We start from the raw sequence: 23,022 nt of genomic DNA on the forward strand, positions 1-23,022 counted from the left end.
TGCGGGTCAGTCGAGGTGCGACAGCAGGATCCGGGGAACGTCGACCGGGCGGACCACTGTGCCCGCTTCGGCTCCTGCGCCCACCGCCTCGACCCCGCTCGGCGTGAACCGCGCCAGGGCCAGGAACGACGACGTCAGCACCGGGTCGTCACCCCCGTGGCCGCCCTGGTCGAGGTGGCCGTGGTCGGTGGTGACGCCGACGAGCCAGTCCTCGTCGGCGCTCGCCGCCCGGGCACGCACGACGTCGACGATCGAGCCGAGGTGCTCGTCGACGCGACCGATCGCCGCCGTGTACTCGGGCGAGACGCCGCCGTAGAGGTGGCCGGCCTCGTCGACCTCGCCGAGGTAGACGAAGCTCGCGTGCGGCCCGGCGTCGCGGATCGCCAGCCGGGCGAACGCGGCCACGTCGCCGTCGGCGTAGCGGTAGCCGTATGTCTCGCCGTCGCGGATCACGATGCGGTGCAGGCCGACCCGCTGCTGGTCGAGCCGCGTCGCGATGATCGGCCCGGGCCCCTGCGGGTCGGCGATCGGCGGCCATCCGGTCGCGACGAACGTGCCGCGGAGGGGGTCGCCGGCGAACGCCTGCGTGAGCAGGTCCGTCCCGCGGAAGAGCGTGTGGCCGTGGAACGAGTTGTCGAAGACGCCGTGCTCGGCGTGGCTGAGGCCGGTCAGCAGCGACGACCAGCCGGGGCCCGAGATGGTCGGCACCTCCATCGTGAGGCGGTGCAGCACGCCGTCGGCGAGGAGGGCGGCGAGGTGGGGCGCTGCTCCTGCGCCCAGGGCGTCGTCGAGGCGCAGGCCGTCGATTCCGATCAGCAGGATCTTGCGGGTGCTCATGTCGGCGAGTGTGGCCGCGCGACATGACCCTGCGGTGAACGCGCCACTGCCCGAAAGGCCGCCTGACCCCTACTCTCGTGTCATGGACCAGGCTCGCTGGCGCAAGATCTCGGACGTCCCCCTCATGGTCGTCTCGGTGGTGTTCCTCGCCGCCTACTCGATCGAGGTCATCGCGAACCTGCAGGGGCACGCCTCGGATGGCGTCGAGGTCATCATCGCGATCACCTGGCTCCTGTTCGTCATCGACTACGTCGTGAACCTCGTGCTCGCCGAGCGCCGCGGCCGCTGGTTCTGGCGGCACCTGCTCGACCTCGCCATCGTCGCGCTGCCGCTGCTGCGCCCGCTCAGGCTGTTGCGGCTGGTGACCCTCCTGGCGATCCTGCAGCGGACCGCGGGCCGGACGTTCCGCGGTCGCGTCGTCGTCTACGTCGTCGGATCGGCCGCACTGCTCGTCTACGTGTCGGCGCTCGCCGTGCTCGACGTCGAGAGGCCGCTGCACGGCGCGACGATCGTCAACTTCCCCGACGCCCTCTGGTGGGCGTTCGTCACGATCACGACGGTCGGCTACGGCGACTACACCCCGATCAGCCTCGAAGGGCGGATGATCGCGGTCGCCCTCATGCTCGGCGGCATCGCCCTGCTCGGAAGCGTGACCGCCACGCTCGCTTCGTGGATCGTCGAGCGCGTCCAGATCACCGAGGACTCGTCGCAGGCGGCCACCCGCGGCGACCTGCGCCGGCTGTCCGAGCAGGTCGACGAGCTGAAGGCGATGCTTGCCGCGAGGGACGAATCGCCGTCGCGCGAGGTCGACAAGGGCTGACGCCTGATCTCTCGGGCCTGTGGACAACTCGCCGGGCCTCGCAGTCCCATTCCGTATCATGACGGGGTGACCCACCAGATCGACGATCTCGACTTCGAGACCCGGCAGCTGTCGCTGTCGTCGTCCGGTCGTGGTGCGGGCACGGACGGCGCTCCCGAGCGACGCACCTCGACGGTCGCGTGGGTGCTCGGCCTGTGCATCCCGCTGGGCGCCGGTCTCGCGCTGGTCGCCATGTACTACAGCGGCGCCTTCGCGGGCCTCATCTCGTCGCCCGGCGCCGTCGTCAGCAACGGCCTGCCGCTCGTCACGGCGCTCTTCGACGGCAGCGCCACCGTGACCATCGGGCTCCTCGCCATCTCGGCGCTCGCTCTCCCCGGTCAGCGGAAAGACCCCCGCCAGGCCAGCTTCTCGCAGTGGTACGCCTCGCAGTGGGCGATCGTGGCCGCCGTCGTCTGGCTCGTCAGCGCCATCGCGACGCTCATGTTCACCGCGGCCAACACGCTCAGCGTCCCGTTCACCTCCCCGCTCTTCCGCAGCCAGTTCCTCTTCGTGACGTTCCAGCTCGAGATCGGGCAGACGTGGCTGGTCACGATCGGCTGCATCCTGGTCACGCTCGTGATCCTCCTCGCGACGAAGAACGTCTCGTGGCTCGCGACGGCCGCCGTGTTCTCGATCCTCGCCCTCCTTCCTCTGTCGCTGTCCGGCCACTCGGCGGGCACGCTCGAGCACGTCAACGCGGTCAACAGCCTCGCGATGCACCTCGTGGGCGTGACGCTGTGGATGGGCGGGCTCATCGCCGTGATCCTGCTCCGCAAGAAGGCCGGCAAGAACCTAGCCACCGTCGTCGGCCGCTACTCGACCATCGCGCTCTGGTCGTTCGCCTTCGTCGCGTTCTCGGGTGTCATCAACGCCAGCCTCCGGCTCACCGGCCCGCTCGACCTGTTCCGCACGACCTACGGGCAGCTGATCCTGGCCAAGTCCGTGATCCTCATCGGCCTCGGCATCGCGGGGGCGTATCAGCGGCGCCGGATCATCCCCGCCCTCGTCCGAGAGCCCACCCGCACGCGCTCGTTCGTCCGCCTCGCCGTCAGCGAGGTCGTCTTCATGTCGATCGCGATGGGCCTGTCCGTGGCCCTCTCGAAGAGCCCGCCCCCGGTGCCGCAGACGACGTCCACGAACCAGCAGTCCGCGCTCCTGGGTTTCCCGTACCCGAAGCCGGTCACGCTCGAGCGCTTCCTCACGGCGGTCCACCCCGACTGGTTCTTCATCGCCGTCGCCGTGATCATGGCGGCGCTCTACCTCGCCGGGGTGCGCAAGCTCCGCGCGCGCGGCGACTCCTGGCCCCTCGGCCGGACCATCCCGTGGCTCGTCGGCTGCTTCGGCGTGCTCTACGCCACCAGCGGCGGGCCCAGCGTCTACGGCGCCGTGAACTTCTCGACGCACATGATCCAGCACATGGTGCTGATGATGTACGTGCCGCCGCTGCTCGTGCTCGGCGCCCCGATCCTGCTCGCCCTCCGCACCCTGCCCAAGCGGCGCGACAACAGCCGCGGCGCCCGCGAGTGGATCATGATCATCACCCACTCCCGCTACGCGTCGGTCATCACCAACCCGGTCGTCGCCGCCGTCATCTTCGCCGGCAGTCTCGTGGCGTTCTACTACACCGGCTGGTTCGAGGCCTCGCTGCAGACCCATCCCGGCCACTTCATCATGGAGGTCCACTTCCTCCTCGCGGGCTACGTCTTCTTCTTCGTCGTGATCGGCGTCGACCCCGGCCCGAAGCGACCGCCGTACCCGCTGCGCATCATCCTGCTGCTGGCGACCCTCGCCTTCCACGCCTTCTTCGGCCTGGCGCTCATGTCGGGCACCGACATCCTCGCCGCCGACTGGTGGCACGCGCTCGGCAAGACGAACTACCAAGAGCTCCTGCAAGACCAGCACACCGGCGGTGCGATCGCCTGGGGCGCAGGCGAGTTCCCGACAGTCCTCGTCGCCCTGATGGTGGTGCGTCAGTGGGTGCGCTCCGACGAGCGCATCGCGAAGCGCTACGACCGCCGGGCCGACGTCGACGGCGACGCCGAGCTCACCGCGTACAACGAGCGACTGGCCCGCATGGCCGGCCGGCCGTCGAACGTCGAGGCCGTCTCGGCGCAGGAGCAGGCGGACACCTCCACACCCACCCCTCGCGGGCCCGAAGACTGACCCGGCCACGGCGATGAGCACGACGTCGACGACATCGCGGGCCGCCCGCGTCGCCCGCGGGCTCGGCATCGCCGTCTCGTCGGTCGTCATCGCGGCGTTCTCGCACGTGGCCGCGGGCGGCGCCGCGCCCGGCGTGCTCGGCGCGGTCCTCGCGCTCGTGTTCGCAGCACTCGTCAGCATCGCCCTCGCCGGGCGCCGGCTCTCAGCCCCGCGCGCCGTGGTCGCCGTGACGCTCAGCCAGGTCGTCTTCCACGTCCTGTTCAGCCTCGGCGCCGCGATCCCCACGGCGCACGGCCACGACGTGAGCATGCTCGGCATGGTGATGTCCGGCGGTACGACGTCGACCCTCCCGGCGCTGTCTTCACCCGGCGCGACGTCGGCCCTCGCCGCCGAGGGCGCGCGGATGTGGGCCGGGCACACGGTGGCCGCGGCTCTCACCGTCGTGCTGCTGTTCCAGGGCGAGCGCGGGTTCTTCGCCGTGCTGCGTGTCGCCACCGAGCGGCTGGCGGTGCTGGTGCGAGCGGCGGAGGCCGTGCGGCCGCGCCCGGCGGCGGTGCCGCGACGGGCGGCTGTGGCGGCGGCGGAGTCTCGGATCCTGCGCCCTCTCGAGGTCTTCCTCTCGGCCCGGCCTCATCGTGGGCCGCCGCGGGTGCTCTGACACCCCAACCCACCATTCGCTGCGACGGCAGTGCACCCGCCCGACCCGGGCGGGTCGTTCGCGCGTGCCGTCGCGACAGCAGAGAGAACCCATGAAGAAGAGAACACTCGTCCGTGCCGCCATCGCCCTCCCGGCGGCCGGACTCCTCGCGCTCGCCGCGCCGCTCTCGGCATCGGCGCACGTGCACATCGCGCCCGAGACGGCGCCGCCGGGCGACTACGCGACGATCGCGTTCAAGGTGCCGACCGAGTCGGCGACCGCGTCGACCGTGAAGCTCGAGGTCGACTTCCCGACCGATCACCCCTTCACCTCGGTGGAGTACCAGCCGATCGACGGCTGGACCGCCGTCGTCACGACGTCGAAGCTGCCGAAGCCGGTCACGGCGTCGGGCGGCACCATCACGACCGCCGTGACGAAGGTGGTCTGGACGGCGGAGGCGGGGCACGGGATCCAGCCGGGCGCATTCCAGCAGTTCTACGTCACGGCCGGGGCCGTCCCCGACACGGGCAAGGTGATGCTGCCCGCGACGCAGACGTACAGCGACGGCAGCGTCGTGAAGTGGAACGAGCCGACGCCCGCCTCGGGGGACGAGCCCGAGCATCCTGCGCCGACGCTCTACATCAACGACACCCCGCCCGCCGACCCCGACCAGGGCGTCGTCGCGGCGACCAGGACCGCGGCGCCGGTCGCGGCGGGTGCGTCGGCCTCCACCGGGAACGGCCTCGGGCTGGGGCTCGGCATCGGCGGCCTCGGCCTGGGCGTCATCGCGCTCGTCGTCGCGGCGCTCGCCTACGCCCGGGCGGGGCGTTCGCGCGCATGACCCGGTCGGCATCCCCGCGTCCCGGTGCCGGTCGGCGCGTCCGCGGTTCGGGCGGTCTCGTCGCCCGGGTCGTCGCGGCGGCCGGCGCCCTCGTGGTCGCGGGGGTGCTGGCCCTGGCCCCCGCGGCCTCGGCCAGCGCGCACGACTACCTCGTCGCATCGACCCCGAAGAGCGGCTCGACGATCACGGCCCCGCCGAAGAAGATCGTGCTGACCTTCGACGACCGGGTGCTCGATCTCTCGGGCGACGGATCGTCGAACGTGGTCGAGGTGACCTCCGGAGCGAAGCACTACGAGACCGGATGCCCGGTGATCGCCGACACGAACGTGACCGTGCCGGTGTCGCTCGGCGACTCCGGGAAGTACACGGTCACCTGGCAGATCGTCTCGGCAGACGGCCACGTCGTCTCCGCCTCGATCTCGTTCACTTACGACCGGCCGCAGGATGCACCAGCCGCCGCAGGGAAGCCCTCTCGTCCGGCCTGCGGCGACCAGGCCACGTCCGGCTCGGGCTCGTCGGCCGCGGGGTCGTCGGGCTCGGGATCGTCGTCGGGCTCCGCGAGCACTTCGGCGTCGTCGAGCTCGGCGCTCCCGATCGCCCTCGGCGTCGGCGGAGGCATCATCGTGGTGGCGCTCGTCGCCGTCGTGCTCGTGCTGCGCCGCAGCCGCGCCGCGGACGCGGCCGGCGCCGGCGCCCGCACCGAATCCGACGGCCACGGCGAGTCGGGCCAGCGCGCCCAGCCGCGCCGCGCCCCGCGCAGCCGGCGGCAGCCGCCGCCCCCGCCCGGCGACTAGCGCACGCCCCTGCGGCCTACCTGGCGCAAAATCGCGACCGATTCCGGCGTCGCGCCCCCGTTTTACGGTCACGGGTCTGGCGACGAGCCGGAATCGGTCGCGAAATGCGGCGACGGGAGGTTCGAAGGCAGGGAATACGGCGGGCTACGAGGGACGCGACACCGACCCGAGCGCCTGCGCCTCGCGGTAGCGCTCCCGGATCGCGGGCACCACGTCGGGCGTGAGCGTCGCGGCGATCGACAGCTCCCACGCGGGGCGCGCCCCCGTGAGCACCCACGCGGCCTGGCGCGCGGCGCCGTCGGCGACGTACTCGCCCGGGGCGGGCACAGCGACCGGCACGTCGAACACCAGCGCCGCCACGGCCTGGACCGCCGGGTTGAGCGCGGCACCCCCGACGAGCAGGACCCGAGACGCCGACACCCCGAGAGCCCGAACGGCGTCCATCCCGTCGGCGAGCGAGCACACGAGACCCTCGACGGCGGCACGGGCCAGGTTCTCCCGGGTGGTTCCGGCCAGCGTCAGCCCGGCCAGCGTCGCCGTGGCGTCGGGGAGGTTGGGCGTGCGCTCGCCCTCGAAGTACGGCACGAGGGCGAGTCCGCCGGATCCTGCGCCCGCCGCCAGCGCCAGCCGCGCGAACTCGTCGTGGTCCACGCCCAGCAGGGTCTCGACGGAGGTGAGGATGCGCGCGGCGTTGAGCGTCGCGATGAGCGGGAGGAAGGCGCCCGTCGCATCGGCGAAGCCGGCCACGACACCCGACGGGTCGGTCGTTGGCGACGACGTGACGGCGAAGGCGGTGCCGCTCGTGCCGATCGAGATGACGACGTCGCCGACGGTGGCGTCGAGCCCGAGGCCGGCGCCCGCGTTGTCGCCCATTCCGGGCCCCACGACGATTCCCGCGGGGACGCCGGGCTGGGCCACGGTGGTGCCGGCCGGCTCGGAGGGGCCGAGGACTCGGGGGAGCACGACGGCGTCGGCCGATCCTGCGACCGAAGAACCGGCCGACCCCGACGACCCAGAAGAACCCGACCCCGCCTCGCGCGCCGGCCGCCCGAACGCGTGCTCGAAGAGCTCGAGGTCGTACGTTCCGGTCGACGGCGTCCAGTACGACGTGCCGCTCGCGTCGGAGCGATCGGTGACCAGAGCGTCGAGGTCGGGCCCGAGCGGCGACGACGACTGCGAATCGTCCGCAGCGGACGGCCCGTAGCCGAGCAGCCGCCAGGTCAGCCAGTCGTGCGGCAGCGCGACCGCGGCCACGCGCGCGGCGTTCGACGGCTCGGCGTCACGCAGCCACCGCACCTTCGTCGCCGTGAACGACGCGACGGGAAGCGATCCCGTGCGCGAGGCCATGGCGTCCGCCCCGATCTCGTCGAGAAGCGCTGCGGCCGCAGGAGCAGAGCGAGTGTCGTTCCACAGCAGTGCGTCCCTCACCACCGCCCCCGACGAGTCGAGAGTGACCATGCCGTGCTGCTGCCCGGCGACCGAGATCGCCGCGACGTCGTCGAGCCCGCCCGCGGCGGCGACGGCCTGCTGCAGGGCGTCCCACCAGGTGTTCGGGTCGACCGAGGTGCCGGCGGGGTGCGGCGCGCTGCCCGAGCGGACGAGCGCGCCCGTTCCGGCATCGCGGACGACGACCTTGCAGCTCTGCGTGGACGAGTCGATGCCGGCGACCAGCGTCATCGGCTAACCCCGAGCGCCCATGAGGTGCTCGACGGCCAGCTGCTGCAGGTGCACGAACGCGAACGACTTGCCGCCGAAGTAGGGCTCCGGGTCGAAGTCCTCGAACGCCGAGCGGTCGGCGAGCAGGTCGTCGTAGGTCTCGCCGTCGTTCAGCGTGGGCACCGAGAGCTCGGGCACCTTCGACGCCTCGAGCGCGGCCTGCACCTCGGGGTCGGCGCGGAAGGCCTCGGCGCGCTCCTTGAGCAGGAGGTACATGCGCATGTTGGCCGCGGCCGACGCCCAGACGCCGTCGATGCCGTCGGTGCGCGAGGGCTTGTAGTCGAAGTGGCGCGGGCCGGTGTAGGCCGGCCCGCCGGCGGGGCCGCCGTGCTCGAGCAGGTCGACGAGGGCGAAGGCGTTCTGCAGGTCGCCGTGGCCGAAGACGAGGTCCTGGTCGTACTTGATTCCGCGCTGGCCGTTGAGGTCGATGTGGAAGAGCTTGCCGTGGTAGAGCGCCTGGGCGATGCCTGCGGCGTAGTTGAGGCCCGCCATCTGCTCGTGGCCGACCTCCGGGTTGATGCCGACGAGCTCGGGGCGCTCGAGCGAGTCGATGAAGGCGAGCGCGTGGCCGAGCGTCGGCAGCAGGATGTCGCCGCGGGGCTCGTTCGGCTTCGGCTCGATCGCGAACTTGATGTCGTAGCCCTTGTCGGTGACGTAGTCGCCGAGCAGGTTGACGGCCTCGCGGTAGCGGTGCAGGGCCTGCTGGATGTCCTTCGCCGAGTCGTACTCGGCGCCCTCGCGGCCGCCCCACATGACGAAGGTCTTTGCGCCGAGCTCGGCGGCGAGGTCGAGGTTGCGGAGCACCTTGCGCAGGGCGAAGCGGCGCACGTCGCGGTCGTTCGAGGTGAAGCCGCCGTCCTTGAAGACGGGGGCCGAGAAGAGGTTCGTGGTGATCATCGGCACGATGAGGCCGGTGGAGTCGAGGGCGCCCTTGAGGCGGTCGATCTGGTTCTGGCGCTCGGCGTCGGTCGAGCCGAAGGCGAAGAGGTCGTCGTCGTGGAAGGTGAGGCCGTAGGCGCCGATCTCCGAGAGCTTGTTGACCGCCTCGACCACGTCGAGCGGCGGACGGGTCGGCCCGCCGAAGGGATCCGTGCCGTTGTAGCCGATGGTCCAGAGTCCGAACGAGAAACGGTCTTCGCGGGTGGGCGTCGCTGCCATGATGATCCTCAAAGTCGTGGTGATTTGTTGTCCCGCAGAACATATCGCGGCATCATGGGAGTTGCAAGAGCGGATAGCCTGCACCTAGGCCGTGCCAGAGAACCACGCCCCGACTGACGAAGGAGTCATCCATGCCAGAAACGCCCCTCAGAGTCGCGATGGTCGGCCACGGCTTCATGGGCGCAGCCCACTCGCAGGCGTTCCGCGTCGCCCCCCGGTTCTTCGATCTTCCGCTCGCCCCGGTGATGTCGACCCTCGTGGGGCGCAACGTGGCCGCGACGAAGGCCGCCGCCGAGAAGTGGGGCTGGGCGAAGACGGCGAGCGACTGGCGCGACGTCGTGAACGACCCCGACATCGACCTCATCGACATCTGCTCGCCCGGGTCGACCCACGTCGAGATCGCCGTGGCCGCCCTCGAGGCCGGCAAGCACGTGCTCTGCGAGAAGCCGCTCGCCAACACCGTCGCCGAGGCCGAGCAGATGGCCGCCGCCGCCGAGAAGGCCGCCGCGAAGGGCGTCTTCGCCATGGTCGGCTTCACCTACCGCCGCGTGCCCGCGATCACGTTCGCCCGAGACCTCGTGCAGGCCGGCCGGCTCGGCGAGATCCGCCGCGTGCAGGCGAACTACCTCCAGGACTGGCTCGTCGACGAGGACGGCCCGATGACCTGGCGTCTCGACAAGGCGAAGGCCGGATCCGGGTCGCTCGGCGACATCGGAGCCCACGCGATCGACGCGGTCCAGTTCATCACCGGCCAGACCCTCGACTCGGTCTCGGGCCTCCTCCACACCTTCGTCACCGAGCGGCCCCTCCTCGACGAGTCGGCGACCAAGTCCGGCAGCATCGCAGGAGTCGCGGGTTCCGAGTGCGGTCAGGTCACCGTCGACGACTCCGCCCTCTTTACGGCCAGGCTGTCCGGCGGCGCGGTCGGTCAGTTCGAGGCCACCCGCTTCGCCACGGGCCGCAAGAACGCGTTCCGGATCGAGATCTCCGGGTCGGAGGGGGCGCTCGCATTCGATCTGGAGCGGGAGAACGAGCTGGAGTTCTACGATGCCGCGGCTCCTGCGAACGAGCTCGGCTTCAAGCGGATCCTCGTCACCGAGCCCGAGCACCCCTACTTCGCCGCGTGGTGGCCCACCGGGCACACCATCGGCTACGAGCACGGCTTCAGCCACCAGCTCGTCGACCTCGTGAACGACCTCGCGGCTGCGCGTCAGCCGCACCCGTCGTTCGCCGAGGGCCTGCAGGTGCAGCGCGTGCTCGACGCGGTCGAGCGGTCGTCGGACGACGGCAGCGCCTGGACCTCGACGAACTGACGCCTCGAACCCCGAGCAACCCCCACCTCGCGAAGGAGCGACACGCATGGCCAGCATCACCCGTCCCGTCACCCTGTTCACCGGCCAGTGGGCCGATCTGCCGTTCGAGGAGGTCTGTCGGCTCGCCGGCGAGTGGGGCTACGACGGCCTCGAGATCGCATGCTGGGGCGACCACCTCGACCCCGACCGCGGCGCCACCGACGACGAGTACATCAAGAACCGCAAGGAGATCCTCGAGAAGAACGGCCTGCAGGTCTTCGCGATCTCGAACCACCTCAAGGGGCAGGCCGTCTGCGACGACCCGATCGACCAGCGCCACCGCGACATGCTGCCCGACTCCGTCTGGGGCGACGGCGACCCCGAGGGCGTGCGCCAGCGCGCCGCCGAGGAGGTCAAGAACACCGCCCGCACGGCCGCGCGTCTGGGCGCCGCGACGGTGACCGGCTTCACCGGCTCGTCGATCTGGAAGTACGTCGCGATGTTCCCGCCGGTGCGCGACGAGCTGATCGAGGCCGGCTACCAGGACTTCGCCGACCGCTGGAACCCGATCCTCGACGTGTTCGAGCAGGAGGGCGTCCGCTTCGCCCTCGAGCCGCACCCGTCCGAGATCGCCTACGACTACTGGACAACGCAGAAGACTCTCGAGGCGATCGGCCACCGCAAGTCGTTCGGCATCAACTGGGACCCGTCGCACATGGTCTGGCAGGACCTGGATGCCGTCGGGTTCCTCTGGGACTTCCAGGACGTCATCTTCAACGTGCACTGCAAGGACACCAAGAAGCGCCTCAACGGGCGCAACGGCCGCCTGTCGTCGCACCTGCCGTGGGCCGACCCGCGTCGCGGCTGGGACTTCATCTCGACCGGCCGCGGCGACGTGCCGTGGGAGAACGCGATCCGCATGCTGAACGCGATCGGCTACACCGGCCCGCTGTCGGTCGAGTGGGAGGACGCCGGCATGGACCGCCTCGTCGGAGCACCAGAGGCGCTCCAGTTCGTCAAGGGCCTGTCGTTCCCGCAGTCGTCGACGGCGTTCGACGCCGCCTTCGCACAGGAGCGCTAGCGGCGACCTCGATCGGGGCGGCCACGGGCGCAGGATCCGAGAGCAGCACGCTCGAGGCCTCCTCGCGCACCGGCGCCGCCCCCGTCGACTCCGCCACCTCGAGCTTGCAGGTGATGAGCACGTGCGGCATCTCGGCGAGAGTGCCCTCGAGCTGCCCGATGAGGCTCTCGGCGGCGAGCTGACCGAGCTCGCGGCTGGGCGAGACCATGACCGACATGGCGGGCTCGTGGTGGGCCCCCTCGGCGCTCGACGAGGCGAGCGACAGGACGGAGACGTCTTCCGGGATCCGCTTGCCGAGCTCGCGGAGCCCGGCCATGAGGCCGAACGTCGACTCGTCCTTCATGATCAGGATGGCGGTGACGTCGGGGTCGCGCTCGAGCAGCTGCTTCGCGGCCTCGCGGCCTCCGGCGGTCGAGTACCCGCAGTATTGGATGGTCGACGTGAGGCGCCGCCGCCTCGTGGACTCGACGAACGTCGCCTGCGTGCGCAGGTGCGGCGCGTAGCCCGCCATGACGGTCTTCTCGAGGTCTTCGATCACGAGGCCGAAGTGGCTGTGACCGAGTCGCTGGAGGTAGTCGAGGCTCTCCTCGACGGTGTTCTCGAAGTCCATGTCGACGAACGGCAGGTCGGTGGTGTCGCGCGTGCGACCGATGGCGGCGAAGGGGACTCCCAGTTCGCGGAGTTTCACGATCCTGGGGTCCTCCATCCGGACCTCCATGAGGATCACACCGTCGACGAGGCCGCCCGAGATGAGGTCGTCGAGGTCGTCGCCGGAGGGGGCGTCGGGCCACAGCACCAGGTGGTAGCCGAGCTCGGACGCCCGGTCGACGGCCGCCATGAAGAACTCCAGGGCGCTGCCGCGCATGCGGTTCTCTGCGGTGGGGAAGAGGAGGGCGATGATTCTGGTCCTGCGACTCGCCAGAGCCCTCGCCACGACGTTGTTGCGGAACCCCAGCTCTTTCATCGCCTTGTGCACTCGTTCGGCGGTCTGGGGGGAGACGCGCTTGGTGCCGTTGACGACGAACGAGACCGTGGCGATCGAGACGCCCGCGCGGTCGGCGACCTGCTGCATGGTGGCCACGCGCGGCTCCTTCCGCTCGATCGGACGACGCCGGTCGGAGTCGTGTCGGCCAGCGTAGCCGTTTCGCGACGAAAAGAAATGGCTGAAAAAACTTTAGCAAAGCGCTTTACCATCTAAGCGCTTTACTGCTAGCTTCACTGCCACAGAGAACGCAGCGAGGCGCTCAGCTCCGCTGCGAACCCGCACCTGCAGTGTTCAGCAAAGGAGCTCACTAGCATGAAGAAACCCCGCCTCATCGCCGCGGTTGCCGCCGCGGCGTTGATTCCTCTCGCGCTCGCCGGTTGTTCCGGCTCCGGGTCGTCCTCCGGCAGCGCGAAGTCCCTCACGATCGAGGACTACTTCACGTCCTCGTACAACCCGATCTACAACAAGTGCGCCAAGCAGCTCGGCATCACTCTGAAGATCAACCACGTCGCCGGCGCCGGCCTCATCTCGAAGGTCCTGCAGCAGGCCTCCTCGAAGACGCTCCCCGACGTGCTCATGCTCGACAACCCCGACGTGCAGCAGATCGCCGAGTCGGGCGCCCTCTCGCCGCTCTCCGACTACGGTCTGAGCGCCAAGGGCGACGTCCCCGCTGTCGAGAAGGCCAACACCTACAAGGGCAAGCTGTACGGCCTCCAGCCGGTCACCAACTCGATCGCGCTCTACTACAACAAGAAGCTGCTCTCGGCCGCCGGCATCACCCCGCCGAAGACCTGGGACGAGCTGCGCGCCGACGCCAAGAAGCTCACCAAGGGCTCGACCTACGGCTTCGCGATGAGCAACATCAACACCTACGAGGGCACCTGGCAGTTCCTGCCCTTCATGTGGGGCAACGGCGGCGACGAGAAGAACATCGACACCACCGCGACCACCGAGGCGCTCCAGTTCGACCTGTCGCTGCAGAGCGACGGCTCGATGTCCAAGAGCTCGGTCAACTGGGCCCAGGCCGACGTGAACAACCAGTTCATCGCCGGCAAGGCCGCCATGATGATCAACGGCCCGTGGCAGCTGCCCGCGCTGAACGCCGCCAAGGGCCTCGAGTTCGACTCGGTGCCGATCCCCACCAAGACCGGCTCGCCGACCGTCGCCCCTCTGGGCGGCGAGGCGTTCACCGTTCCGGAGACCGGCAACAAGGCCTCGATGACGACCGCCGGCAAGTTCGTCGGCTGCCTCAACACCTCGAAGATGCAGACCTACAACGCCGGTGTGACGGGCAACGTGCCCACGAACATCGTCGCGTCGAAGGCCTGGGGCGCCTCGCACCCGCAGGTCGCCTCGTTCGTCACCACGGTCCAGACCGCTCGTGCCCGCACCGGTGAGCTCGGACCCGACTGGCCCAAGGCCGCGACGAAGATCTACACCGCCGTGCAGCTCGCGCTGACCGGCAAGGCGACTCCGGCCGCAGCCCTCAAGCAGGCGCAGTCTCAGAGTCAGTGAGTCGAGGGGGAGCCGGCCAGACCGGCCGGCTCCCCTTCCCCCACCCGCGTCGAGGCAAGAGGAGAGAGTAATGAGTGTCACCGCACAGCCGAGGGTCCGGCCGACGGCCACCCCGCTGCCGATGAGGCCCGGTCAGCGCCGAGCCAGGATCCTGGCGAACACCATGCGATGGCTGTTCGTGATCCCGGCCGCGATCTTCGTGGCCGTCTTCTTCGGCTACCCGATCGTCAAGAACATCGTCATGTCGTTCCAGGACTACGGAACGCGCACCTTCTTCACGGGCGAGGCCCCGTGGGTCGGAATCAGCAACTACGTCCAGGTCTTCTCGAGCTCGTTGTTCACCACGAGCCTCATCAACACCGGCCTCTTCACGGTCGGCTCGATCGTGATGCAGTTCGCGATCGGCCTCGGGCTCGCCCTCTTCTTCAAGCGGAACTTCCCGCTCTCCGGATTCCTCCGCGGCCTTCTCCTCCTGCCGTGGCTGATCCCGCTCATCGCCTCCAGCGCCATCTGGAAGTGGCTGCTCGACCAGGGGTCGGGCGCCCTCAACCAGGGCCTCGCGCTCTTCGGCATCCCCGCGGTGCCGTGGCTCGTCGACCCGAACCTCGCGCTCGTCGCCGTCATCGGCGTGAACATCTGGCTCGGGATCCCGTTCAACACGACCATCCTCTACTCGGGCCTCCAGGCGGTCCCCGAGGAGCTCTACGAGGCGGCGTCGCTCGACGGCGCGACCGGCTGGAAGGCGTTCCGCCACATCACCTGGCCGAGCATCCGCTCCGTCGTCAGCGTCGTGATCGTCCTCGGCGTGGTCTACACGCTCAAGGTGGTCGACCTGATCCTGGGCCTCACCGGCGGCGGCCCTGCGAACTCCACGCAGACCCTCGCCACGAACGCCTACCACCAGTCGTTCGTCAACTTCGAGTTCGGCGTCGGCGCCGCGGTCAGCAACGTCCTCATCGTCGTGTCGTTCGTCTTCGCGATGGTCTACCTCGCTATCACCCGAAAGGCGGTCGACGAATGAGCGTCGGAGTCGTCAACCCGTCCGAGAGCCGTCGTCGCGCTGCTGCGACCACTCGCGAGGTCACGGCCACCGGCCGCCGTCCTCGCCGGAGCAAGCGCGCCCGGACCCTCCCCATGACCATCCTCGGGTGCATCTTCCTCGCGATCATGATCTTCCCGATCTACTGGATGATCAACACGAGCCTGCAGAACACCTCGGGCGCGGCCACGGCGACGTGGCTCCCGTGGCACCCGACCTTCGCCGCCTACCAGGCCGCGCTGTCGCAGCAGGGCCAGAACTTCGTCACGAGCCTCGTGATCGGCCTCGGCACGGTGCTCATCACGCTGATCATCGCGACGCCGTGCGCCTACGGGCTCGCGCGCTTCAAGATGAAGGGCACGGGCGCGCTCCTCCTCGTCCTGCTCATCACGCAGATGGTGCCGACGATCGTGGTCGCTAACGCGCTCTACACGCTGTTCAACAACATCGGCCTGCTGAACTCGTACGTCGGCCTGATCCTCGCCGACAGCGCGGTGCAGATCCCGTTCGCCGTGCTGCTCATGCGCGCCTTCATGGAGTCGCTGCCGCCGAGCCTCGTCGAGGCGGCGCTGGTCGACGGCGCGGGCGACTTCCGGGCCTTCGTCTCGATCGTGATCCCGATCAGCCGCAACGCGATCGTCACGGCCGCGCTGTTCACCTTCCTCGGCGCCTGGGGCGACTTCCTCATCGCCCTGACACTGACGTCGACCGATGCCGTCCGCCCGATCACCCTGGGCATCTACAACTACATTGGCTCGAACGTCACGGCCTGGGGCCCGGTCATGGCCACCTCGGTGCTGGCGTCGCTGCCGGCGGCCGCCCTGCTCGTGTTCGCGCAGAAGTACATCGCGGCGGGAGCCCTCGGCGGAGCGGTCAAGTGACCTTCCCGACGATCCCGGGCGACGGGCCGCTGCCCGTCGTGCTGGTCGGCGCCGGGCTGATGGGGCAGGCGTGGATGCGCATGCTCCAGACCAGCCCCGACGCCGACCTGGTCGGGCTCGTCGATCTCGACCAGGAGCTCGCGCACAGCGCCGCGGCAGAACTCGGCTACGACGGCCTCGTCATCGGCACGAGTGTCAGCGACGTCGCGTCGCGGTCCGGGGCGAAGGCCGTGATCAACGTCACGGTTCCCCGGGCCCACGTGCCCGTCACCCTGGAGGCGGTGTTCGCGGGTCTTCCTGTGCTCTGCGAGAAGCCGCTCGCCCCGACGGTCGGCGAGGCCCTCGCCATCGTCGCCGCCGCGGAGGCGTCGGGTCAGCTCGTGGTCACGAGCCAGAACCGGCGCTTCTACGACTCCCTCGCCTCCTACCGGCAGGCGGTAGCGGAGGTGTCGCCGCTGGCGCTCCTCACGACGGACTTCGCCCGCGAGGCGCACTTCCCCGGCTTCCGCGAGACCATGAGGCACCCGCTCCTGGTCGACATGGCCGTCCACGCGTTCGACGTGTCGCGCTACCTGCTGCTCGACGACCCCGTGTCGGTCTGGTGCGAGACGTTCAACCCGTCATGGAGCTGGTTCGACGGCGACACCGTCGCCACGGCCGTCTTCGAGTTCGCCGGCGGCGTGCGCTACCGCTACACCGGCAGCTGGACGACCCGCGGCCTCGTCACGAGCTGGAACGGCTCGTGGCGCGCGGCCGGCGAGCACGGCACGGCGACCTGGGACGGCGAACGCGAGGTGCGCGTCGAGCGCGCCGACGCCACCCGGTCGCTTCCCGGCACCGGCCACAGCGTCGTCACGTCGTCCGGGCTGTCCGCGCCCATGGCCGCCGGCGGGGCCGAGGAGATCGCCGGGTCGCTCGCCGACTTCGTCGACGCCCTCCGCACGGGCCGCACGCCGGAGAGCGAGGTGCACTCGAACGTGCACAGCCTCGCCATGGTCGAGGCGGCGGTCAGGTCGGCCGACACCGGTGAACGCGTGCACTTCGACGACGTGCTCGAGGAGGGCCATCGCGAGGCGCTCGCCCTCGACCTGCCCGAGGCCGTCGCGTCGGCTCTCGCCGGGTGGGGTTCGGCGCGAGCGGCAGTCGACCGAGTCGCCGTCGGATCCTGAGCCCCCAGATTTCTCATCACTTCCCTGCGAACAAGAAGGAACACCCATGAGCGACACCACCGCACCCCTCCGCGTCACCGTCTGGGGCGAGAACATCCACGAGAAGGTCGAGGCGCACGTCGCCGAGCGGTACCCCGACGGCATGCACGGCGCGATCGCCGCCGGCATCCGCGAGAACCTGCCGGGCGCCGAGGTCCGCATCGCGACGATGGACCAGCCCGAGCACGGCCTCACCGACGAGGTGCTCGAGAACACCGACGTGCTCACCTGGTGGGGCCACGCCGACCACGCCGGCGTGGACGACCTCATCGTCGATCGCGTGCACCGGCACGTGCTCAGCGGCATGGGCCTGCTCGTGCTGCACTCGGGTCACTGGTCGAAGATCTTCGGCAAGCTCATGGGCACGACCTGCACCCTGCGCTGGCGCAGCGAGCACGACCAGGAGCTCGTGTGGACGGTCAACCCGCAGCACCCGATCACCATCGGGGTGCCGAACCCGATCGTGATCCCCGAGCAGGAGATGTACGGCGAGTACTTCGACGTGCCCACCCCCGACGAGCTCATCTTCATCTCCGGCTTCACCGGCGGCGAGGTTTTCCGGTCGGGCATGACCTACCGTCGCGGCTTCGGCAAGATCTTCTTCTTCTCGCCCGGCGACCAGGACTTCCCCGTGTACCACCACAAGGACATCCGCCGCGTGATCGCGAACGGCGTCGAGTGGGCCCGCCCCGAGCGCGAGCGCGTCATGCCGAACCTCAAGCGCTACGACCTCGGCGAGTACTTCGACGGCCAGCACTACGCCGGCCCGTTCGACCACCCGCTCGAGGCTCCGGTGCAGGCATGAGCACCTTCCGCACGCTGGCCTCCGCCGACGCGCCCGTCCGCGTCATCCAGGTGGGCGCGGGCGGCATGGGCCAGGCGTGGCTCCACAACGACCGCGCCAACCCCGACGTCGAGCTGGTCGGCATCGTCGATCTCAACCTCGAGGCGGCGCGCGCAGGAGCCGAGGTCTACGGTTCACCTTCGCTCCCCGTGTCGACGGACCTGCTGTCGCTCGTGGCTTCCGTCGAACCGGACGCGATCCTCGACATCACCGTGCCCGTCGCCCACCACCCGGTGACGACCGACAGCCTCTTCGCCGGCCTGCCCGTGCTCGGCGAGAAGCCCGCGGCCCAGAACGTCGCCGAGGCGCTGTCGCTCGCCGCCGCCGCCGAGGTCACCGGCGAGCTGTTCATGGTGTCGCAGTCGCGCCGCTACAACGACCAGCTCGTCGCGTACCGGCAGCAGGCGGGCCTCCTCGGCTCGCTCGGCACGGTGTCGACGCAGTTCGCCAAGGCGCCGCACTTCGGCGGGTTCCGCGAGGAGATGGACAACGTCCTCCTGCTCGACATGGCGATCCACCCGTTCGACTCGGTGCGGTACCTGCTCGACCGCGACCCGATCGCGGTCTACTGCGAGTCGTACAACCCGTCGTGGAGCTGGTACCGCGGCGACGCCGCCGCCAGCGCGATCTTCGAGTTCGAGGGCGGTATCCGCTACACCTACGACGGCTCGTGGTGCGCGCCCGGGCTCGAGACCTCGTGGAACGGCGCCTGGCGGCTCTCGGGCTCGCAGGGGTCGGCGCTCTGGGACGGCGACCACGAGCCGACGGTCGAGGTGACCGACTCCGCCTCACGGCCGGTGGCTCCTGCGGAGTCGGGCGCTGCCGATCTGCCCACGCTCCCCTCCGTCGGCGACGGGATCGAGGGGTCGCTCGCGGCGTTCGTCTCCTCCCTGCGCACCGGTGCGGTGCCCGACGGCGAGGTGCACGGCAACGTCATGAGCCTGGCGATGGTCGAGGCGGCGATCGAGTCGAAGGAGTCGGGCTCTCGGATCCTGATCGACGACGTCCTCTCGCGCGCCTACGAGACCGCGCTCGCCACCGAGAAGCGCGACGACGTGCGCGCGCAGCTCGAGTCGTGGAGCTCGGTGCGCGGGGCGCTGCAGGCGGTGGCGGTCAGCGCCTGAGCGTCTGCACCCCTCCCGTGTGCGACAAAACGCGACACCTGCGACGCCCTCATGCGTCGCAGGTGTCGCGTTTTGTCGCAGTACGCTCGCTAGAAGTGCGTGCTGTGTGTCGTGCGTGTGCAGAGGAGGCGACGTGAGCAGTGACCGGGTGCGGCAGCGCAACCTCTCGACCGTGCTCTCGCTCGTCCACCGCGCCCAGGGCGCCTCGCGCTCGCAGCTGACGCAGGCGACCGGCCTCAACCGCTCGACCATCGCCGCGCTCGTCGGAGAGCTCGCCGACTCGGGGCTCGTGGTCGAGACCGAGCCGCCCGCGTCGAACCGGGTGGGCCGCCCGAGCCCCGTCGTCACCGCCGACCCGTCGGTCGTGGCGTTCACGGTCAACCCGGAGATCGACGCGGTCACCGTCGGCGCCGTCGGGCTCGACGGCACGGTGCATCGCAGGATCCGTTGCGAGACCGACCGAGTGCCCTCGGCCGCCGAGGCGGTCTCCTTGGCGGCCGCGACCATCGGCTCCCTCGCCTCGTCCCTTCCGCCCGGAACCCGCGCCGTGGGGGTCGGAGTCGCGATGCCCGGCCTCGTCCGCCGCGACGACGGCCTCGTGCGCCTCGCCCCGCACCTCGGCTGGGTCGACGAGCCGTTCGTCGACCTGCTGCAGAGTGCGACCGGCCTGCCCGTCGTCGCCGCGAACGACGCGTCGCTCGGGGCGCGCGCCGAGAGCATCTTCGGGGCCGGTCGCGGGGTCGGCACCATGGTCTTCCTCAACGGCGGCGCTTCGGGCGTCGGAGGCGGTGCGATCGTCGACGGGGTGCCTCTCGCCGGAGTGGACGGTTACGCCGGCGAGCTCGGCCACACCCTCGTCAACTCGAATGGTCGCCGCTGCCACTGCGGCGCGATCGGCTGCCTGGAGACCGAGGTCGGGCAGCAGGCGCTGCTGGCGGCCTTCGGCGTGGCCCGCGGCGACGACGACGACCTCGACGCGCTGCTCGCGTCGTCGCGCGACTCGGCGGTGCTCGACGAGGTGACGCGGCAGGTGGGCTTCCTCGCCATCGCGCTGCGGAACATCATCAACGTGTTCAACCCCGAGGTGATCGTGCTCGGCGGGTTCCTCGGGGCGCTCCACGGTGTCGCCGGCGATCGGATCGCCGAGCTGGCGACGGCGACGGCGCTTCCGGGGCCGCGCGAAGGAGTCGTGATCAGGCGTGCGGAGCTGGGGAGCCGGCGGCTGCTGATCGGGGCGGCCGAGCTCGCGTTCGCCGGGCTTCTCGCGGATCCTGCGCCCGTCCCCTAGCCGACGCACCCCGCTGCCACCGCGCCCCTGGCGCCATCGCGCTTCTCCGCGCTTCTCCGCGCTTCTCCGCGTTGCCCCGCCCTCGGCGACTCCTGACTCTGCGGGAGGAGAAGGGCGCTGGGGGAGGAGAACGCGTCCTCGGGAGGACGTCGCGCTATCGCGGTGGCGCGCCTCGGGAGGAGAACGTCCGAGTCGATCCGTTTGAAGCGGTGACATCGGTTGCGAATCCCTCCCGCAGGCTCGTGGAGGGCGGGATCCCCTCCCGGGCGAGACACACTTCCGCCCGAGGGTGACGGAGCCGCCGCCCGATGTTCCTCCCTGACCGGCGAACTCCTCCCAGAAGTGCGGCGGCGCGACTACGCGAAGAGGACGCAGCTCGGCGAGCCGAGGCGGATCCGCGCGGCGACGGGGCCGGGGATGCCCGAGACCGGGTCGAGCGGCAGCACGGTGACGTCGTCGGAGAGCTGGTTCGCAACGTACAGAGAACCCGCGTCGACCGCGAAGTGGCGGGGCCAGTGGCCGCCGCACGGCACCTCGGCGCGCACCGCGAGTCGGCCGTCGGCGCCCCGCGCGAGCACCGTGATCGTGTCTCGGCCTCGCACCGCCACGTAGACGACGGGAGTGCCGTCGTCGAGAGCGCGGACCTCGACGTGCGAGAGCAGCGCCTCGTCGGTCGCGTCGGCCGAGGTCGACGGCGTGGTCGCGCCCTCGGCGTACGCCGGCACGGAATGGTCGACGACGAGCGCGCCGTCGGCCCGTCGCGCGAGCACGTGGACCCGCCCGTCGAGCTCGCCCGCGATGACCAGCCGGGCGCCGGAGCCGGCGGACGCGTCGCCGGTCGTCGAGCCGACCGCGCCCAGAACGCCCGAGCCCGAACCGCCCGAGCCCGAACCGCCAGAGCCCGAACCGCCCGTACCCGGCAGCCACGCGAAGTGCCGCGGACCCGACCCGGACGGCAGCGCGTGCGTCGCCACGATGGACGGGTCGAGCGTGACCGGGTCGATCGTGAGCTCGAACACGCGGTCGGTGCCGAGGTCGCTGACCAGCAGCGTGCCCCACGGGGTGAACGTGATCTGGTGCGCGTGCGGGTGATCCTGCCGGTCGAGGACCGGGCCGTGGCCGACCGGCAGAGCGAGCACGCGCGTGACGCGAGCCGGGTCGGACGGATCGTCCGAGAGCACCCCGATGGTGCCGGCGCCGTAGTTCGCCACGACGAGAGCGCCGCTCGCGGGGTCGCGGAGCACGTGGCACGGCGCCATGCCGCCCGAGGCCGCCGCCGACGCCGCAGTCAGGACACCCGCCCCGATCGTGTACGACAGGACGCGCCCCGCGGTCGTCTCGGACGCGGCGTGAAGCGCGCCCTCGGTCAGGGCCAGGAAGGTCGGGTCGTCGGCCTCGACGGTCTGCACCAGGCGCCAGGGCTCGTCGGCCGGGCCCCGGTCGAACACCGAGATCCCGGTGCCGTGACCGCCGCTCGAGGCTGTGTACCCGCCGACGTACAGGCGGGTCGCCGCGGCACCCGAGGGCGCCGCGCCCGGAGTCACTCGACGACCTCGTCGCCCGCCGCGATGCGCTCGTGGTGGTGGATGACTTCGGAGACGATGAAGTTCAAGAACTTCTCGGTGAAGTCGGGGTCGAGCCGCGACTCGACGGCCAGAGCCCTGAGGCGCCGGATCTGCACCTTCTCACGCTCGGGGTCGCTCGGCGGCATCCCCGCCTCGGCCTTGAGGACCCCGACGGACTGCGTGAACTTGAAGCGCTCGGCGAGCAGGTGCACCAGGGCCGCGTCGATGTTGTCGATGCTCTGGCGGATCGAGTTCAGCCGGTCGACGGCGGCCTGCGGGGGTGCGTCAGTCATGCATCGACTGTATCGGGTCGTCCGACGCGTGACGCCGTTGTCCACAGGCCCCGACCCACACCCGTCAGCGCGTGTGAAACCCCATAAGAGGGGAATGGTCCCCGCCCCCCACCGCCCCTACTGTCGGAGGAGCACGATGCTCACCACCCCGCCACGGAAGGCGATCGCTCCATGACCCAGCTCCTCCCCGGTCACCCGGTTCCACCCCCGGAGGCTCCCTCGATGCCGAGTGCCGACGCGGCGCTCCCGCTCCGCTTCCACAGCCCTGCGGGCTGGCCCGAGCCGTCGGCGTGGTGGGTGGCGACGCACCAGGGGGAGGTGCCCGAGCGCGGGTGGGTGCCCGACGGGGTGTCGACGGGAGGCGTGCGGCCCGATCCTGCGCCCGAAGACTGGGTGTGGTGGTCGCGTCACCCCGACGCCTGGCGCACTCTGACCCGCCGTGTCGTCTCGCAGTACCGCCGCGGCATGATCGCCGGCGCGCTGCTCTTCGTGGTCGCCCTCGGCCTGCTCTTCGCGCCGTTCGCCGCGCACTCGGGCCTGCGGGTCCTTCTCTGGGGCGCTCTTCTCTACGGCCCGGCCGAGGTGGCGCGCGACCTCATGGGTCTCACGACGCTCGGCGACCGCTACGACGCCTACGCCCGCAGGGTCTCGGCCCGGCTGGCGGCCGACCCTCACGGCGTGGCACCGACGACGGCGCAGGAGCTCGAGAACCTCTTCGTGCCGAAGTCCGGGCCGGGCAACGACGCACCCCTGCACACGCGGGGGCGGCTGCTGACGATGGTCGTGGCCGGGGCGCTCGCCGCCGTGCTCATCGTGCTCCTCGCTGACGCCTTCGTGCACAGCACGATGGGCTCCGGCGCGCACTGACGCCGATGGGCCCCGGCGCGCGTGGAGCACGGCGC

21 protein-coding genes are annotated in these 23,022 nt (G+C 70.7%); 15 read left to right on the forward strand and 6 right to left on the reverse strand.

The annotated features are described in order from the left end of the window. Positions 1-6 precede the first annotated feature (6 nt). Positions 7-837, reverse strand: coding sequence for an alkaline phosphatase family protein (locus tag C8E83_RS16355; RefSeq protein ID WP_245981754.1), 831 nt, complete (start codon positions 835-837; stop codon positions 7-9). Between the two features lie 82 nt (positions 838-919). Between C8E83_RS16355 and C8E83_RS16360 the strand changes: the two genes are divergently transcribed. The 5 genes from C8E83_RS16360 (at position 920) to C8E83_RS16380 (ending at position 6,131) form a co-directional block, all read left to right on the forward strand. Then, the gene (locus C8E83_RS16360; protein WP_121371129.1) at positions 920-1,657 is read left to right on the forward strand and encodes a potassium channel family protein; all 738 of its coding nucleotides are present in this window, start codon (positions 920-922) and stop codon (positions 1,655-1,657) included. A 66-nt stretch (positions 1,658-1,723) separates the two neighbouring features. Continuing rightward, the gene (locus C8E83_RS16365) at positions 1,724-3,859 is read left to right on the forward strand and encodes a bifunctional copper resistance protein CopD/cytochrome c oxidase assembly protein (protein ID WP_121371131.1); all 2,136 of its coding nucleotides are present in this window, start codon (positions 1,724-1,726) and stop codon (positions 3,857-3,859) included. Positions 3,860-3,872: 13 nt separating this feature from the next. After that, positions 3,873-4,517, forward strand: coding sequence for a hypothetical protein (locus C8E83_RS16370; RefSeq protein WP_121371133.1), 645 nt, complete (start codon positions 3,873-3,875; stop codon positions 4,515-4,517). A 91-nt stretch (positions 4,518-4,608) separates the two neighbouring features. Continuing rightward, positions 4,609-5,337 (forward strand): YcnI family copper-binding membrane protein, encoded by a 729-nt coding sequence (locus C8E83_RS16375; protein ID WP_121371135.1) that lies wholly within the window; start codon positions 4,609-4,611, stop codon positions 5,335-5,337. Further along, on the forward strand, positions 5,334-6,131 hold the full coding sequence (locus tag C8E83_RS16380; protein WP_121371137.1) for a copper resistance CopC family protein: 798 nt from the start codon (positions 5,334-5,336) through the stop codon (positions 6,129-6,131). Before C8E83_RS16375 ends, C8E83_RS16380 begins: the two co-directional genes overlap by 4 nt. A gap of 144 nt (positions 6,132-6,275) precedes the next feature. Here the strand turns inward: C8E83_RS16380 and C8E83_RS16385 are convergent, their stop codons facing one another. Next, the gene (locus C8E83_RS16385) at positions 6,276-7,808 is read right to left on the reverse strand and encodes a xylulokinase (RefSeq protein ID WP_121371139.1); all 1,533 of its coding nucleotides are present in this window, start codon (positions 7,806-7,808) and stop codon (positions 6,276-6,278) included. Positions 7,809-7,811: 3 nt separating this feature from the next. After that, positions 7,812-9,005, reverse strand: coding sequence for a xylose isomerase (gene xylA / locus C8E83_RS16390; protein WP_121371141.1), 1,194 nt, complete (start codon positions 9,003-9,005; stop codon positions 7,812-7,814). A gap of 131 nt (positions 9,006-9,136) precedes the next feature. On the opposite strand from xylA, the gene C8E83_RS16395 reads away from it, so the two are divergent. Both C8E83_RS16395 and C8E83_RS16400 read left to right on the forward strand, forming a co-directional pair. Continuing rightward, the gene (locus C8E83_RS16395) at positions 9,137-10,318 is read left to right on the forward strand and encodes a Gfo/Idh/MocA family protein (protein WP_245981755.1); all 1,182 of its coding nucleotides are present in this window, start codon (positions 9,137-9,139) and stop codon (positions 10,316-10,318) included. 55 nt (positions 10,319-10,373) lie between these two features. After that, positions 10,374-11,378: a sugar phosphate isomerase/epimerase family protein gene (locus C8E83_RS16400; protein ID WP_121371965.1), complete on the forward strand. Its 1,005-nt coding sequence runs from the start codon at positions 10,374-10,376 to the stop codon at positions 11,376-11,378. Here C8E83_RS16400 and C8E83_RS16405 read toward each other — a convergent pair. Beyond that, positions 11,314-12,450 carry a LacI family DNA-binding transcriptional regulator gene (locus C8E83_RS16405; protein ID WP_121371966.1) on the reverse strand — a complete coding sequence of 379 codons (1,137 nt, stop codon included), beginning with the start codon at positions 12,448-12,450 and terminating at the stop codon, positions 11,314-11,316. The two genes, C8E83_RS16400 and C8E83_RS16405, sit on opposite strands and share 65 nt — an antisense overlap. Positions 12,451-12,675: 225 nt before the next feature. On the opposite strand from C8E83_RS16405, the gene C8E83_RS16410 reads away from it, so the two are divergent. The 7 genes from C8E83_RS16410 (at position 12,676) to C8E83_RS16440 (ending at position 20,262) form a co-directional block, all read left to right on the forward strand. Continuing rightward, positions 12,676-13,878: a sugar ABC transporter substrate-binding protein gene (locus C8E83_RS16410; RefSeq protein ID WP_121371146.1), complete on the forward strand. Its 1,203-nt coding sequence runs from the start codon at positions 12,676-12,678 to the stop codon at positions 13,876-13,878. A 70-nt stretch (positions 13,879-13,948) separates the two neighbouring features. Beyond that, on the forward strand, positions 13,949-14,899 hold the full coding sequence (locus C8E83_RS16415) for a carbohydrate ABC transporter permease (protein ID WP_121371148.1): 951 nt from the start codon (positions 13,949-13,951) through the stop codon (positions 14,897-14,899). Further along, positions 14,896-15,798 (forward strand): carbohydrate ABC transporter permease, encoded by a 903-nt coding sequence (locus C8E83_RS16420; RefSeq protein WP_121371150.1) that lies wholly within the window; start codon positions 14,896-14,898, stop codon positions 15,796-15,798. The genes C8E83_RS16415 and C8E83_RS16420 overlap by 4 nt, the downstream gene beginning before the upstream one ends. Next, positions 15,795-16,967, forward strand: coding sequence for a Gfo/Idh/MocA family protein (locus tag C8E83_RS16425; protein WP_245981757.1), 1,173 nt, complete (start codon positions 15,795-15,797; stop codon positions 16,965-16,967). The genes C8E83_RS16420 and C8E83_RS16425 overlap by 4 nt, the downstream gene beginning before the upstream one ends. 46 nt (positions 16,968-17,013) lie before the next feature. After that, positions 17,014-17,811 carry a ThuA domain-containing protein gene (locus tag C8E83_RS16430; RefSeq protein ID WP_121371152.1) on the forward strand — a complete coding sequence of 266 codons (798 nt, stop codon included), beginning with the start codon at positions 17,014-17,016 and terminating at the stop codon, positions 17,809-17,811. After that, complete coding sequence (locus C8E83_RS16435) at positions 17,808-18,974, forward strand: Gfo/Idh/MocA family protein (RefSeq protein WP_121371154.1); 1,167 nt, start codon at positions 17,808-17,810, stop codon at positions 18,972-18,974. The genes C8E83_RS16430 and C8E83_RS16435 overlap by 4 nt, the downstream gene beginning before the upstream one ends. A gap of 115 nt (positions 18,975-19,089) precedes the next feature. Next, positions 19,090-20,262, forward strand: a complete 1,173-nt coding sequence (locus C8E83_RS16440; protein ID WP_121371968.1) for an ROK family protein — start codon at positions 19,090-19,092, stop codon at positions 20,260-20,262. Positions 20,263-20,618: 356 nt separating this feature from the next. Here C8E83_RS16440 and C8E83_RS16445 read toward each other — a convergent pair whose 3' ends face one another. Together C8E83_RS16445 and C8E83_RS16450 are read right to left on the reverse strand one after the other, a co-directional pair. Continuing rightward, positions 20,619-21,806 carry a lactonase family protein gene (locus C8E83_RS16445; RefSeq protein WP_121371156.1) on the reverse strand — a complete coding sequence of 396 codons (1,188 nt, stop codon included), beginning with the start codon at positions 21,804-21,806 and terminating at the stop codon, positions 20,619-20,621. After that, positions 21,803-22,120 carry a chorismate mutase gene (locus tag C8E83_RS16450; protein ID WP_121371158.1) on the reverse strand — a complete coding sequence of 106 codons (318 nt, stop codon included), beginning with the start codon at positions 22,118-22,120 and terminating at the stop codon, positions 21,803-21,805. The genes C8E83_RS16445 and C8E83_RS16450 overlap by 4 nt, the downstream gene beginning before the upstream one ends. Positions 22,121-22,342: 222 nt before the next feature. Here C8E83_RS16450 and C8E83_RS16455 point away from each other — a divergent pair, with 222 nt between their 5' ends. Next, on the forward strand, positions 22,343-22,987 hold the full coding sequence (locus C8E83_RS16455) for a hypothetical protein (protein ID WP_121371159.1): 645 nt from the start codon (positions 22,343-22,345) through the stop codon (positions 22,985-22,987). The last annotated feature ends 35 nt before the right edge of the window (positions 22,988-23,022 follow it).

The sequence above is a fragment of the Frondihabitans australicus genome, from assembly GCF_003634555.1.
Lineage (GTDB): Bacteria > Actinomycetota > Actinomycetes > Actinomycetales > Microbacteriaceae > Frondihabitans > Frondihabitans australicus.

Bases quoted from the DNA above. Each gene is read 5' to 3' on its own strand.
- C8E83_RS16355 (WP_245981754.1), bottom strand. From the start codon at position 837: ATGAGCACCCGCAAGATCCTGCTGATCGGAATCGACGGCCTGCGCCTC.
- C8E83_RS16360 (WP_121371129.1), top strand. From the start codon at position 920: ATGGACCAGGCTCGCTGGCGCAAGATCTCGGACGTCCCCCTCATGGTC.
- C8E83_RS16370 (WP_121371133.1), top strand. From the start codon at position 3,873: ATGAGCACGACGTCGACGACATCGCGGGCCGCCCGCGTCGCCCGCGGG.
- C8E83_RS16375 (WP_121371135.1), top strand. From the start codon at position 4,609: ATGAAGAAGAGAACACTCGTCCGTGCCGCCATCGCCCTCCCGGCGGCC.
- C8E83_RS16380 (WP_121371137.1), top strand. From the start codon at position 5,334: ATGACCCGGTCGGCATCCCCGCGTCCCGGTGCCGGTCGGCGCGTCCGC.
- C8E83_RS16385 (WP_121371139.1), bottom strand. From the start codon at position 7,808: ATGACGCTGGTCGCCGGCATCGACTCGTCCACGCAGAGCTGCAAGGTC.
- xylA (WP_121371141.1), bottom strand. From the start codon at position 9,005: ATGGCAGCGACGCCCACCCGCGAAGACCGTTTCTCGTTCGGACTCTGG.
- C8E83_RS16395 (WP_245981755.1), top strand. From the start codon at position 9,137: ATGCCAGAAACGCCCCTCAGAGTCGCGATGGTCGGCCACGGCTTCATG.
- C8E83_RS16405 (WP_121371966.1), bottom strand. From the start codon at position 12,450: ATGCAGCAGGTCGCCGACCGCGCGGGCGTCTCGATCGCCACGGTCTCG.
- C8E83_RS16410 (WP_121371146.1), top strand. From the start codon at position 12,676: ATGAAGAAACCCCGCCTCATCGCCGCGGTTGCCGCCGCGGCGTTGATT.
- C8E83_RS16415 (WP_121371148.1), top strand. From the start codon at position 13,949: ATGAGTGTCACCGCACAGCCGAGGGTCCGGCCGACGGCCACCCCGCTG.
- C8E83_RS16420 (WP_121371150.1), top strand. From the start codon at position 14,896: ATGAGCGTCGGAGTCGTCAACCCGTCCGAGAGCCGTCGTCGCGCTGCT.
- C8E83_RS16430 (WP_121371152.1), top strand. From the start codon at position 17,014: ATGAGCGACACCACCGCACCCCTCCGCGTCACCGTCTGGGGCGAGAAC.
- C8E83_RS16435 (WP_121371154.1), top strand. From the start codon at position 17,808: ATGAGCACCTTCCGCACGCTGGCCTCCGCCGACGCGCCCGTCCGCGTC.
- C8E83_RS16450 (WP_121371158.1), bottom strand. From the start codon at position 22,120: ATGACTGACGCACCCCCGCAGGCCGCCGTCGACCGGCTGAACTCGATC.
- C8E83_RS16455 (WP_121371159.1), top strand. From the start codon at position 22,343: ATGCCGAGTGCCGACGCGGCGCTCCCGCTCCGCTTCCACAGCCCTGCG.